The sequence below is a fragment of the Chitinophaga rhizophila genome (assembly GCF_019492185.1).
Classification (GTDB): Bacteria; Bacteroidota; Bacteroidia; order Chitinophagales; family Chitinophagaceae; genus Chitinophaga; species Chitinophaga rhizophila.
In genome coordinates this window covers 427,743-442,055 of record NZ_JAICCF010000003.1, presented here as the reverse complement: position 1 = coordinate 442,055, position 14,313 = coordinate 427,743, and the positions used below count along the sequence as shown (strand labels likewise).

Sequence of the window (14,313 nt, the reverse complement as noted above, 5' to 3'; positions counted from 1 at the left end):
GATGAAAAAACATGTACGCTATTGGCTGGTTATCGCACTATTAGGGATTGTTAGTATCGGAAAAGCGCAGTATGTATACGATTATAAACGGACCGCTGATATCTATTTTGAAGCAAAAGATTACTACTCCGCTGCTCAATATTACAACAGAGCTCTTGGAACTTTTAAGATCAAGCCTGAACAGATATTACCATATACAGTAGACCTGCGCGGCAAGGAGTCTGGAAAACTGAAGGATTATGAAACAGTCATATATAGGCTGGCAGAGTCTTACAGGAATTACAATGACTTTGGCAATGCTGAAAAATATTATGAACAGGCGGTAGGATTTAATAATAATACACTATTCCCTCTGGCCCGCTTCTGGTATGGCGTTTGCCTTCGTGCTAATGGTAAATATACTCCTGCACTGGAGCAATTCACAAAGTTTAAACAGGAATATACAAAGGTAGACGATATTAGTGCAAGAGCTACGTTGGAAATAGCCAGCTGTGAATTTGCAATATCTGAAACTAACCGTCTTCCTGGCTATACCATCAGCAAACTATCAGGAGATGTCAATGCAGGCGGCGCTAACTATGCTCCTGCTGTACTCGGCAAAAACCTGTTGCTGTATACATCTTCCCGTCCTGATAGCAGTGATCTTGAGAAAGAGAAAAAATCAAAGAAAGTAAACCCATACGTTAATAATCTTTTCGTAGCAACTGGAGATGGTAGCGACTTTAGTAACAGTCAGCCGGTTAAAATCCCCGAAGCAAAGGGTATAGACCAAGGCGTCGCTACTGTAAGTCCTGACGGTAATACTATCTATCTGACCCGGTGGACTACCAAAAATGGTGTAAAAGCTGCCGCTATCTATAGCAGTGCACGTAATGGCAACAGTTGGGATGAACCAAAAGTCCTGGGACCAAATGTGAATGTAGATGGTTATAGCTCGATGCAGCCATTTGTAACTGCCGACGGTAAATATATGTTGTTCGCTTCCAACAGGCCTGGTGGTATGGGTAAAAACGACCTTTGGTATTGCTCGATTGAGAATGGCGCTACTGGTCCGGCCAAGAATATGGGAATCAATATTAATACCCGTGATGAAGAACAAGCTCCTTATTATGACGGAGAAAAGCGTGCGCTTGTTTTCAGTACTGATGGCCGAGTAGGTCTTGGTGGACTGGATTTCTTTATGAGCGATGGTGATTTCAGTAATTGGGGAACTCCTAAGAACATGGGACTGCCACTGAACTCGCCTAAGGATGATATTTACTTTTCTCCGGTGGATAATGCACATCCAATGCTTGGCGGTTATATCAGTTCTGACAGGGAATCTGTATGTTGTCTTGAAGTCTTTACAATTAAGAAGATATCTAAAACGGTTAATGGCCTTGTACTGGATTGTGATGGCAACCTGCCCCTTACTGGTGCAAAGATTACTTTGCTGGATACCGTATTACATCGTGTATTGAAGCAGGTGACGCTTGATGAGACAGGGCGTTATCGGTTTGATGTGGAGCCATTGAAACACTATAAGATTCTTGCTGAGAAGGAAAATTATTTCTCTAAAGCCATTTATGTAAATACAGACAATCTTACAAGTATTGACTCTTTGGGTAGTCCAACTATATGTCTGAAACGTTATGAAATAGGGAAGCCTATTATTCTGAAAGATATTTATTATGACTTTGACAAGGCTACGCTACGTTCTCAGTCATTGATTGTACTGGATACTGTTGTATCCATAATGCAGGATAATCCGAATATCATCATTGAAATGAGTGCACATACAGATAGTAAAGGAAAAGATGATTATAACATGAAATTGTCTCAGAAACGGGCACAATCCTGCGTAGATTACCTCATTAGCAAAGGCATCTCCAGCGATCGCATGATTGCCAAGGGTTATGGAGAAACGAGACCAATTGCGCCTAATACAATGAGTGATGGAAAGGACAATCCGGAAGGCAGACAATTGAACCGTAGAACTGAATTTAAAGTGTTGCGCGTAACGCAGTTATCGCAGTAGCAGCAACCTCTTTATAAAGTCGGTTTTTCCGATCTCAGGATTGGAGCCATATCCTAATTACGAGTGAAGACCATCATAATAATGGCCGGATAATTCCGGCCATTATTACTTTTAGTTGAACCAGTGAGTCTCTGAATTTCTTACATCAAATATTTAAGACTGTCAGTAATTACTGCGCAACGCTTTTCAGAATGTTACCGATAGCAATTACGCTGTCTTTACCAGCTTTGTAGTAAACTTTAGAGAATGCATTGATCTGTACAGCGCTGTCAAAAGTGAATTTGCGTTTGCTGCCATTTACCATAACTGAATCAACTTTGTTCCAGATAACTTTAGTAGCTGCTGCACCATTACCAGCAATACTATCTCTAACCAGAGTATCTGTTTTCGGTGAAGCAACGTTACCGCTGATCAGGAAGAACGGATGTTTGATATCTTTAGCAGATGCTTTCAGTGTGATAGCCAGGTTCACGCTGCTATCAGCATTTTCAGTTAAGATGATAGAACCTACCTGAGTTGCATCAGTTGCACTTTTAGACAATTTGTATTCCTTTGTACGTGTGGCAGGTGTAGGATTATCATCATCATCGCTGCAAGCTGCAAAAGTAAAACCCATAGCAAGGGCTATTGCTCCCATTTTAAGAGCATGTTTTTTAATCGTAAGCATGGTTTCCGTTTAATTTAAATTTATTAGAACTTAGGTTTCCTTATTTTAAGTACAATAATGGTTTCTCAGCGCTGATGCTATAGTTAAACGAGGACGTTAAAGAAAAGTTACAACCACTGTAAAAAAATTATTTAATGTGTTTTCTTCATGCAATGAATTGCTTACCTGTGCTGAATTTGGGCCAATAAAAAAATGTTTAGAAAGTGATGCATGTTGTCACATCATATGAAAAAAGCTGGCCGTTTTAAAAAAACATTTTTAGCTTTGTAGCCTACAATTTAAGCACCATGGAAATCATCATGTAACTCCTGGTTTAACCAGGATACCCCACGCCAATTTCTTATGCACGCACTTTATACAGTGCCTGCCTATCCCCTTTTAATTGCTTTAATAATTTTTTAACTATGCAAAATACAAAGGCCAGTTCCCGGCCGGGCAGCATATTGCGGCTGTTTGTTATTGCCGTGTCAGGTAAGGAAAAAGAGTTTACCAGTGGCAATATTAACCGTGCAATCTTTTTATTATCTGTTCCAATGATACTGGAGATGGTGATGGAATCACTGTTTGCGGTTGTAGATATATTTTTTGTCAGTAAACTGGGTAAACATGCTATTACCACCGTCGGACTAACAGAATCCATGATGACGTTGGTGTATACTGCGGCATTCGGTCTGAGTATGGCGGCTACCGCCGTAGTAGCCCGCCGTACAGGTGAGAAGGATAGTGATGCAGCTGCTCATACTGCCGTACAATCCTTGTATGTGGCGCTGGCGCTATCTATACTGATTGCTGTTACAGGCGTTGTCTTCGCCCGTGAAATATTGTCGCTGATGGGCGCTTCCCAGGAAGTGATTGCACACGGCTATATATATACGCGCATTATGCTGGGCAGCAATCTTATTGTCATCCTGATCTTCCTGATCAATGGTATATTCCGCGGTGCGGGTGATGCTGCTGTTGCAATGCGCTCCCTATGGATCGCGAATATGCTGAACATAATCCTTTGCCCTTTATTGATCAATGGATTTGGTCCTATACCTGCCTTAGGGCTTAAAGGTGCTGCTTGGGCTACCACTATAGGCCGGGGAACCGGCGTCTGTTATCAGCTTTACCACTTATTTGGCGGTAGGGGACTGATTAAAATTGCCCGTCGTCATCTTTTGCCCGACAAAGACGTCATACTACGTTTGTTTAAAATAGCTGCGGGAGGTACTGCCCAGCTATTAATCAATACTGCCAGCTGGATTTTCCTGGTCAGGCTCATTGCCCGCTTTGGCGAAGACGCTGTAGCTGGTTATACTATAGCCATAAGGGTGATCATCTTTACCCTGCTGCCTGCCTCGGGTATGGCCAATGCTGCGGCTGCGCTTGTCGGCCAGAACCTTGGTGCAGGACAGCCGGAAAGAGCCGAGACATCCGTCTGGCGAGCTGCATTTTTTAATATGCTGTTCCTGGGACTGGTATCCGTGTCCTTCCTATTGGCCGCCAGACCCATTGTCATGCTTTTCACTCAGGACAGCGGAATCATCTTCTATGCGGCGCAATGCCTGCAGCTGGTCAGTGTGGGATATATCTTTTATGCTTATGGAATGGTACTGACACAGTCCTTCAATGGTGCCGGTGATACACGTACGCCTACGCTGATTAACCTCGTCGGCTTCTGGATGTTGCAGGTACCAATGGCCTGGATGCTGGCAGTGAACTATCATATGGGGCCGGCCGGTGTCTTCTGGGCTATTGCTATTGCGGAGTCCTGCGTGGCGGTAGCAGCTATATTTATATTCAGGAAAGGATGGTGGAAGCGGGTAAAAGTTTAGTTACATTTGCGCTGTTTATTTTTACACTAACTAAACCAAATAAAAAAGATTAAGCATGTCGCTAACTGTTGTAGGTACGATGGCGTTTGATGATATTGAGACGCCCTTTGGTAAATCCGGACGAATTATTGGTGGTTCCGCCACTTATATCGCCTGGGCTGCTTCAAATTTTGTTAAGCCAATTAATCAGGTATCGGTAATCGGAGGAGATTTCCCCCAGGATGAACTGAATGCGTTGAGTGCCAAAGGTGTTGCGTTGGATGGAGTACAGGTAAAGAAAGATGAAAAATCTTTCTACTGGGCCGGAAGATATCATATGGATATGAATACCCGCGATACTTTAGCCACTGAGCTGAATGTACTGGGCGAATTTCAGCCAGTAATACCTGACAGCTATCAGGGTAGCGAATTTCTGATCCTGGGTAATCTGACCCCTCAGGTACAGTTAAGTGTAATCAAGCAGATGAAAACAAGGCCTAAGCTGATCGTCATGGATACCATGAACTTCTGGATGGAAGTTGCAATGGACGATCTGAAGAAGGTACTGAAAGAAGTAGACGTACTCCTGGTGAACGATGGAGAAGCTCGTCAGCTGACTGGTGAAGTATCCCTGGTAAAAGCTGCCCGCACTATCCTCACCACTATGGGACCAAAATACCTGATTATTAAGAAAGGTGAGCACGGCGCTTTGCTGTTCCACGAAAATCATGTATTCTTTGCTCCTGCACTGCCGCTCGAAGAAGTTTTTGATCCAACCGGTGCCGGAGATACTTTCGCTGGCGGCTTTATCGGCCACCTGGCTAAAACCAAAGACATCTCTTTTGAGAATATGAAAACGGCAATCATTGTAGGTTCAGCTATGGCTTCCTTCTGCGTTGAACGCTTCGGTGTAGGCCGCCTGCGTGAAATCTCTCAGGATGATATCAGTGCACGCCTTGACCAATTCGTACAACTCGTAAACTTTGATATTGACCTGATCTAGTATCAGCAAACTTATAAAAGAGAAAAAGCATTCCCATCAGGAATGCTTTTTCTCTTTTATACTTGTAACCCATTACTTGTAGATCTGATTCAGGATCGCCGCTAGTCGCAAGCCTCCTTTTAACAGCTGACTATTCAGGTCAGCAATAAACCAATAATTATAGCGATAACTCAACTTGTCATTGTTGTGTGTTAATGCATATACTTTATTCGATAACTGATTGGATTCAAACATCCAGTCAGCAATACTGCCACGCTGTAATTTACGGATTTCTGCGGCATTTGCCGTATCCAGTGCCCTGGTATATTCCGTATAGCTTAACTGCTGAAATTCAATCAGCTGCTCGTCCCATACCCTGTGCAGGTTACTCTGTTTGTCAAACCACATTACCTGTATTTTATTACCGCCCTGATCCTCGTCGCGGCCTATATGTAAGGGCTGATGCATATCTCCCACCAGGTGAATAAGGAATGTTAATGCGAATACTTTGTCCTCTTTAGATACTGCAGGATCTTTTAACTGTTTGATCAGCGCTTCGGTCTGTGCATACAGATTGTCTCCTGTGGCGTGTGATTTTATCACTTCGTCAAATTGTACACGGGTACTATTAGCAGGAAAGTCCAGGTAATGCCACTTTGATGTATGATCATATTTATGGGTAGTATCTGATTTGATAAAATCAGGCCAGTTAGCAACCAACGCCATACTCTGCGGACCAAGCAGTGCCGCAATTGCTTTGCGAGCTTTCGGCGTAAGATGATTGCTGGCAATCTCAGCCACTACACGATGGCCCGTTACACCCCAGGCAAAACCAGACATAGGTATCAATGGCAATATGACACCTAGTAAAACATGGTACAATTTTTTTAGCATAGAACACGAAAGATTAAGTCTTACAAGTGTATAAAGGTGAGCCAGTTTTTTGAATTGAAAAAGCACTCTCTATAATTTGTACATTTGATAACGCCATAATTTACAATATGCCCTTTAAAATAAACGCACCATACGCTCCTGCAGGTGATCAGCCAACAGCTATTCGTCAGCTGGTGGAAGGACTACAGGATGGATCCCCTGCCCAGACCTTACTGGGAGTAACAGGCTCCGGTAAAACTTTCACTGTAGCCAATGTTATTCAGCAGGTACAGCGCCCAACGCTGGTATTGACACATAATAAAACCCTGGTAGCTCAGCTGTACGGAGAGTTCAGACAATTCTTTCCAGACAATGCAGTTGAGTACTTCGTATCCTACTACGATTACTACCAACCGGAAGCTTATATGCCGGTAAGTGATACCTATATTGAAAAAGACCTCTCTATCAATGAGGAGCTGGATAAATTACGCCTCCGCGCTACAACCAGTTTGTTATCCGGCCGCCGCGATATCATTGTTGTAGCCAGCGTCTCTTGTATATATGGTATGGGTAATCCAACGGATTATGAGAATGGGATCATCCGCCTGCATAAAGGACAAACCATTGCCCGTAATACTGTATTACACGGATTGGTTAACTCCTTATATAGCCGTACAACCGGCGACTTCAACCGTGGTAACTTCCGGGTACAGGGAGATACTGTAGACATCAACCTGCCATATGTGGACTATGGCTACCGTATCACCTTCTTTGGCGATGAGGTAGAAGAAATAGAAAGCTTTGATGTGCAGAACGGCAAGCGCATCGGTACTATGGATAATGCAGCTATCTTCCCGGCTAACCTGTATATGGCTCCAAAGGATATGATGGCACAGATAACTTTTGAGATCCAGGATGAGCTGATGGCACAGGTAGAATACTTCCGTTCCATCGGTAAACATCTGGAAGCACAGCGCCTCTCAGAGAGGGTGAACTATGATCTGGAAATGATTCGTGAACTTGGCTATTGCAGCGGTATCGAAAACTATTCACGCTTTCTTGACAGACGCGCGCCGGGTACCAGGCCATTCTGTCTGCTGGACTACTTCCCTAAAGACTATCTACTGGTTATAGACGAAAGTCACGTAACTATTCCTCAGATTGGTGGTATGTATGGAGGTGACAGATCCAGGAAGCTCACACTTGTAGACTTTGGCTTCCGTTTACCATCTGCCATGGACAACCGGCCGCTTAACTTCTATGAATTTGAAAACCTTGTAAATCAAGTGATTTTTGTGAGTGCAACGCCAGGAGAATATGAATTGAGGCAAACAGAAGGTGTTGTTGTAGAGCAGGTGGTAAGGCCAACGGGCTTACTAGAACCTCCTATAGAGATAAGGCCGAGCGTTAACCAGGTAGACGACCTGCTGGATGAGATAGATAAACGGGTACTGAATGGTGGCCGTGTGCTGGTAACAACGCTGACCAAGAGGATGGCAGAAGAAATGGACAAATACCTGCATCGTATTAATGTAAAGTCACGCTATATCCACTCGGAAGTGGATACATTGGAAAGGATCGAGATACTCAGAGACCTAAGACTTGGTAATATTGATGTACTTGTAGGGGTGAACCTGTTACGTGAAGGTCTTGATCTGCCAGAGGTGACATTAGTAGCCATCCTGGATGCCGATAAGGAGGGTTTTCTCCGTGATGAGCGTTCCCTTACTCAGACTGCAGGCCGTGCGGCTAGAAACGCTGAGGGGCTGGTTATATTTTACGCAGATAAGATCACAGATAGTATGCAGCGTACAATTGATGAAACTGACCGACGCCGCGAAAAGCAGGTTGCCTATAATAAACTGCATAATATCACTCCAAGAACGGTGCTGAAAAGTAAGGAACAGATCATGGGACAAACAGCCGTATTGGAAATCAAGCAGTTCGACGAACACTCGCCATATGCTGTACATGATGAAGTAACATTAGTAGCAGAAGACGCTATGGGATATGCGAAACAGGAAGCCGTATCAGCCAAAACCATTCCTCAGATGGAAAAAGCAATAGGTAAAGTGAAGAAGGATATGGAGAAAGCAGCTAAAGACTTAGACTTTATGGAAGCTGCCCGTCTACGTGACCAGATGTTTGCAATGCAACGTGAATTAGAAAGTATGAAGCAATAGGATCCGCTAAGGTGCTAAAAATATGTCCTGGATCATAAAACTCACATTGTTTTATTTGTAATATAATATTCCTTTTTGGCTTTTTAAAGTCATTCAGTAAAATCAGCCTAATATTTAATAGGCTGATTTTCTTTTTATTATATGTCTTAAGACATATTTGCAGTAGCAACTGACTTCTCCATGTTAGAAAATTGTTAAACGCCTCAGTTTGTTCCTAATAAAGTGCTGATTATAAATGATATAAGAGCATTAATAGCCTCTGTTTTTATGCCTTCAAATTACAAAAACTAATATTTATATTATATTTAAATGTAATATAGTTAATATTTACCCCTCTATACCATATTTTTCTTCAATCATTTCTATTTTTTGCCTTTTCTATTTGATGAATTGAATATCCTTTATACATTTATTAAAGAAATTTAAAAATCAATTGCTATGAAGAAAACATCATTTCAAGACTATTTGCCCTTCATTGTGCTGGCTGTAGTCGCGGTAATTGCACTTTTTATTCCAGGGGAGCTACCTTTTGCTGATCCTGAGGGTAAGTATAATTACGGCGACATTGCCTGGATTCTGGTGGCATCATGCCTCGTATTTCTAATGACTCCTGGTTTGTCATTCTTTTACGGTGGTATGGTGAATCGTAAAAATGTGATTTCAACACTGGTACAGAGCTTCATTGCTACCGGTGTAGTAAGCATCATGTGGGTTGCTGTCGGATTTAGCTTATCCTTCGGCAAATCAATAAATGGTCTGATCGGTGATCCTTCAACTTTCCTGTTTTTTAAAGGTGTGCCTTCCGGTGAACCATGGTCTCTTGCAGGTTCAATTCCTATCCTGTTATTCGCACTCTTCCAAATGAAGTTTGCTGTAATTACTCCGGCACTGGTAGTAGGTGCTGTAGCAGAAAGAATCCGTTTTACTTCCTACGTATTATTCATGGTGTTATTCAGTCTGCTGGTGTATGCGCCAATTGCACACTGGACCTGGCATCCTGAAGGTATCCTGTTCAAACTTGGTGTACTCGACTTTGCAGGTGGTACTGTTGTACACATCTCTGCCGGTTGCGCTGCGCTTGCTGGTGTACTGGTACTGAAACGCCGTAAAGATCATATAGATAAGAAAGAACTGCAGCCTGCAAATATTCCTTTCGTATTATTAGGTACAGGCCTCTTATGGTTCGGCTGGTTCGGCTTTAATGCTGGTTCTGCCCTGGGCGCGAATGGCCTTGCTGCTTCTGCTTTCGCTACTACTAATACCGCCGCTGCTGCCGCTGGTTTGTCCTGGATCTTCTTTGATGTAATCCGCGGACGTAAACCTTCTGCTCTCGGTTTCTGTATCGGTGCTGTGGTTGGCCTCGTTGCTATCACTCCGGCCGCAGGTTTCGTAGGTATTCCGCAGAGTATTATGATCGGCTTCCTGTCTGCAATCGTATCTAACCTTGTAGCACATTATAAATCCAAAACCGCTATTGACGATACCCTGGATGTATTCCCTTGCCATGGTATAGGTGGTATGGTAGGTATGTTGCTGACCGGTGTATTTGCCAGCAAAAATGTAAATGGCGCAATCAGCGATGGTCTGTTCTACGGTGGTTTTGAACTGTTCAAAAATCAGGTAATTGGTCTGGTGATCGTTGTAGTATATAGCTTCTCCGTATCATACGGTATCTTCAAACTGATTGATCTGATCCATCCGTTGCGTGTAAGCGATGTAGAAGAAGAACTGGGGCTGGATGCTACTCAGCATAACGAACAGTATCACCCTGCTATGCTAAGTGTACATACTAATGGTACACTGAAAGAAGAACAGATGATACACTAATAAGCCACACTAAAAGAGATTTACATAGTTTGATACCCCAAAGATCGAATAGCTAATAATTATACCTGGATTTGATATCGTAGACTGTATAGCATTTTATCAACCAGTATTTTTTATCAACCAATTTCTAATATTCCCTGTAAAAATTTTCCTCCAGGATAATTATTAGCTATTCTTTTCCCTTCATTTCCGGCTATAGGACAGAGCGAGCAAAGAAACTACGACTAAACAACACACGCACTCCATTTATCAACCAAATTTCATTGCATGAAAAAAGTTCTATTGGTAGCATATGCTGCCTGCCAGGGATTTATTGCCCATTCCCAGACTGCTGCTGATACTACTCAATCTCCACTCGTGAAGATCTCCGGTTCTGCGGATGTATACTATCGGTATGATTTCAATGGCAATAACACTGACAACAAAACCAGTTTCACTAACTCCCACAACAGTTTTGAACTTGGTATGATCTCTCTGAAAGCCGAACATGAATTTAAGAAAGGCAGTATTGTGGCAGATGTCGGCTTTGGTAAAAGAGCAGCTGAATTTTCCTATAACGAAACGACTGATAAGACCAGAAATGCTGAAGTGGTTATCAAACAGTTATATGTAGGATACCAGGTGATGGACAGATTAAAAGTCAGCATGGGTAGCTTCGGTACGCACGTAGGTTACGAGTTGCTCGATGCTTATCTGAACAGGAACTACAGTATGAGCTACATGTTCAGTAACGGACCGTTTTTCAGTACCGGTGTAAAGGCTGACATTACTATCAGCCGCGCCTGGACAGCCATGATCGGTATCTTCAATCCTACCGACTTTAAATCTGCCTCCTGGACCAACAACAAGTATGTAGGCGCGCAATTAGGCTATTCCTCTACCGCTGTGCCACTCAAACTCTATCTTAACTACCTGGAAGGAAAAGATACGCTGGGTGTACAAAATCATCAGATCGATTTCGTCGCTACCTATCAGATAAATACTGTATTCGGATTGGGATATAATGGTACTGTCAGCACCTATAACAATACCCGTAAAAAGGAACCCGGCGAAACTGCCAGACAGTGGTGGGGATCGGCTGTGTATATCAATGTTGATTTCTCTGACAAGCTGGGTCTGACCTTACGTGGTGAATACTTTGATGACCAGGATGGTCTGAAAACCCTTGCTGGTACAAATGGCGGCAACATCCTTGCTGGTACGCTGTCTGTCATTTACAAGGTAGGTAATCTTACCATTGTTCCGGAATTTAGACTGGACAAATCTTCCGTTGATATCTTTAATAAGAAGTCAGGTGCTCCTATAGGCACCTCTCCCAGTGCCCTCCTGGCAGCTACATACCACTTCTAGTATATAAAGTCTTTTGCCTGCGCTCTTCGTCTCTGGCTTTCCGGCCAGGGATGAAGGGCTTAGTGCATATGCAGATTACTATATAGAGGAAAATAAATTTTATATTTTGTGTACAAAACTGATTACATGTTACAGCCCCCCACGTTGAAATTTCTCAAGTCATTAAATAAAAATAATAACAAGGTCTGGTTTGATGAACATAAATCAGATTATCAGCATGCAAAGGCAGATTACGAAAGTGTAGTGCAGCAGATCCTCGATGGGCTGTATAAACTGGAACCGGCACTCGTCGGTCTCCAGGTAAAGGATTGTACCTTCCGTATTTACAAAGATGTGCGTTTCTCCAAAGATAAAACGCCCTATAAAACCAATATGGGCGCTTCGTTTGCTCCGGGTGGCCGCAAAACGCCCCGTCCTGGCTATTACTTCCATCTGGAACCCGGCGGTAACAGCTTTGCCGGCGGCGGATTATGGATGCCGGAAGCTGCTGTACTTAAAAAAGTAAGACAGGAAATAGACTACAACTTTGAAGAGTTCCAACAGATCATATCCAATAAAGAATTTATCCGCTACTTCGGTAAAATTGAAGGCGAATCACTCAAAACAGCTCCACAGGGCTACTTCCCGGATAATCCTGCCATCGCATATCTCAAACTGAAAAGTTTTACTGTATGGCACCACATATCCGACGAAGCCGCATTGCAGCCTGCATTGGTGAGGGAAATTCTTAAAATATTTTCCGTTATGCAACCCTTCGTCAAATTTATGGACAGGGCTCTCGATCAGGAATAATTCAGTTAGGATCCCGGGGTGAAAATAATATCATTGGTCACTGTCTGTTGCCACAGATGGGTAGGCCACAATGCACCATGATTTTTCTTAGGGAACAACTCCGTTTCTAACGTGAAGCCGCATGTCCATCTGCCGGATATAATATTCGACCGTATGCACATATACCGGCCGGCAGATGACTACAGCACAATAATTTTCAACGGGTTAGTTCTTGTGGATCAAAAATTCAAAAGGTCTTGCCTTACGATTTTTTAACAGGTTCTCCTTGTCAGTCTTCGTATGCGCAAAACGTTGATTATACACGTTGGCAACCTCAATAATCGGGATAATGCCGTCCAGTGTATCATGTTGATCCACAATGTTCATGATGCGGGAAACCTGTGAAGAAAAATTAGTACTCCACTCTTCAGTAAATTTGTGCATCAGTAAAAGCTCACGATTGGCGTTGGTTTTCATAGGACTTAAGGGTATTTACGGATTTGAGAATGTTTAGTTCTTCGACTCCTTACTTTTTTACAAAGTTACTTTTTTGAAATAACTCAGTCGGCATAGGATTATGATACCAAAATTGGATTTTATCTTCCACAAAGCAATACTACTTCTGTGTAATTTTTGTTAAACTGATAGTTAATTCACATCAAATCGATACTAAAAGGGCAAGTGCTAACACACTTGCCCTCATCACTTTAAATAAAACGTTTATACGTTGGCGAAATTCTCACGGTTAAGTATAAATTCCGCTTCCCGAAATCGACTAAATCCATTTCTGTGCATGTAAATATTCTGCTATCTGAACAGCATTTGTCGCTGCTCCTTTACGCAGGTTGTCTGCCACAATCCACATATTCAATGTTTTTTCCTGCGTCTCATCACGACGAATACGACCTACAAACACCTCATCTTTCTCATGTGCATCCTTCGGCATCGGATAAAGGCCCTTTGTAGGCTCATCTACCACTATAACGCCCGGTGTATTCTCCAGTATACTGCGTACCTCTGCCAGCTCATATTCGTTGTCAAAAGCAATATTCACAGACTCACTATGACCGCCTATTACCGGTATACGTACCGTAGTAGCCGTTACACGAATGTTATCATCTCCCATGATCTTCACCGTTTCTTTCACCATCTTCATCTCCTCCTTCGTGTAACCATTATCCAGGAATACATCGATCTGTGGAATCACATTCAGGTCAATACGATGCGCATAAGCCTTCTCACCTTCAACGCCATTACGCTCGTTCATCAGCTGATCAACCGCTTTTACCCCCGTACCAGTCACTGACTGATAAGTCGATACTACCACACGGTTAATTTTGTACTTCTCATGTAATGGGTTTAACACCAATACCATCTGAATAGTAGAACAATTCGGATTAGCAATGATCTTATCTTCAGGTGTTAAGGTCTTACCATTGATCTCCGGTACTACCAGCTTTTTGGTAGGATCCATTCTCCATGCAGAAGAGTTGTCAATCACAGTAATACCTGCTGCTGCAAACTTAGGTGCCCATTCCAGAGAGGTACTGCCACCCGCTGAAAACAATGCCACATCCGGCTTCATGGAAATTGCCGTATCCGCATTGACCACCTTATAAGGCTTGCCCTTAAATGTTACTTCCTTACCAACTGACTTCTCTGAAGCCACGGGAATCAGTTCTGTAACCGGAAAATTTCTCTCGGTCAATACTTGTAACATTTTTGAGCCTACCAGTCCGGTAGCTCCTACTACGGCAACTTTCATTGTTTTTACATTTTAAATTTTTGGAAATGCAAATTTAACACAAGCATTGCGGTTTTCAATGTCGGATCCGGAATCATTGAAA

Annotated in this window: 11 protein-coding genes; 7 read left to right on the top strand and 4 right to left on the bottom strand. The window is 42.8% G+C overall.

The genetic code is table 11. The features are described 5' to 3' along the window. The first annotated feature begins 1 nt into the window (after position 1). A complete protein-coding gene (locus K1Y79_RS16340) occupies positions 2-2,017 on the top strand; it encodes an OmpA family protein (RefSeq protein WP_220251239.1) in 2,016 nt (671 codons plus the stop codon). Positions 2,018-2,186: 169 nt separating this feature from the next. On the opposite strand, the gene K1Y79_RS16335 is transcribed toward K1Y79_RS16340, so the two are convergent. Then, entirely contained in the window at positions 2,187-2,684 is a 498-nt protein-coding gene (locus K1Y79_RS16335) for a hypothetical protein (protein ID WP_220251238.1), read from the bottom strand. Positions 2,685-3,088: 404 nt separating this feature from the next. Here K1Y79_RS16335 and K1Y79_RS16330 point away from each other — a divergent pair, with 404 nt between their 5' ends. Beyond that, positions 3,089-4,501, top strand: a complete 1,413-nt coding sequence (locus K1Y79_RS16330; RefSeq protein WP_220251237.1) for an MATE family efflux transporter — start codon at positions 3,089-3,091, stop codon at positions 4,499-4,501. Positions 4,502-4,556: 55 nt separating this feature from the next. Then, positions 4,557-5,483: a PfkB family carbohydrate kinase gene (locus K1Y79_RS16325; RefSeq protein WP_220251236.1), complete on the top strand. Its 927-nt coding sequence runs from the start codon at positions 4,557-4,559 to the stop codon at positions 5,481-5,483. A 72-nt stretch (positions 5,484-5,555) separates the two neighbouring features. Here the strand turns inward: K1Y79_RS16325 and K1Y79_RS16320 are convergent, their stop codons facing one another. Continuing rightward, positions 5,556-6,356 (bottom strand): S1/P1 nuclease, encoded by an 801-nt coding sequence (locus K1Y79_RS16320; RefSeq protein ID WP_236059670.1) that lies wholly within the window; start codon positions 6,354-6,356, stop codon positions 5,556-5,558. Positions 6,357-6,463: 107 nt separating this feature from the next. On the opposite strand from K1Y79_RS16320, the gene uvrB reads away from it, so the two are divergent. The 4 genes from uvrB to K1Y79_RS16300 all read left to right on the top strand — a co-directional run bounded on the left by uvrB (position 6,464) and on the right by K1Y79_RS16300 (position 12,487). Continuing rightward, a complete protein-coding gene (uvrB, locus tag K1Y79_RS16315) occupies positions 6,464-8,518 on the top strand; it encodes an excinuclease ABC subunit UvrB (RefSeq protein ID WP_220251235.1) in 2,055 nt (684 codons plus the stop codon). Positions 8,519-8,956: 438 nt separating this feature from the next. Further along, on the top strand, positions 8,957-10,345 hold the full coding sequence (locus K1Y79_RS16310) for an ammonium transporter (protein WP_220251234.1): 1,389 nt from the start codon (positions 8,957-8,959) through the stop codon (positions 10,343-10,345). 267 nt (positions 10,346-10,612) lie between these two features. Next, positions 10,613-11,695: a porin gene (locus K1Y79_RS16305; RefSeq protein WP_220251233.1), complete on the top strand. Its 1,083-nt coding sequence runs from the start codon at positions 10,613-10,615 to the stop codon at positions 11,693-11,695. 126 nt (positions 11,696-11,821) lie between these two features. Then, the gene (locus K1Y79_RS16300) at positions 11,822-12,487 is read left to right on the top strand and encodes a DUF2461 domain-containing protein (RefSeq protein WP_220251232.1); all 666 of its coding nucleotides are present in this window, start codon (positions 11,822-11,824) and stop codon (positions 12,485-12,487) included. 204 nt (positions 12,488-12,691) lie between these two features. On the opposite strand, the gene K1Y79_RS16295 is transcribed toward K1Y79_RS16300, so the two are convergent. Together K1Y79_RS16295 and K1Y79_RS16290 are read right to left on the bottom strand one after the other, a co-directional pair. Then, a complete protein-coding gene (locus K1Y79_RS16295) occupies positions 12,692-12,943 on the bottom strand; it encodes a hypothetical protein (protein ID WP_012788212.1) in 252 nt (83 codons plus the stop codon). Positions 12,944-13,241: 298 nt separating this feature from the next. Then, positions 13,242-14,231, bottom strand: a complete 990-nt coding sequence (locus K1Y79_RS16290; protein WP_220251231.1) for an aspartate-semialdehyde dehydrogenase — start codon at positions 14,229-14,231, stop codon at positions 13,242-13,244. Between the last annotated feature and the right edge of the window lie 82 nt (positions 14,232-14,313).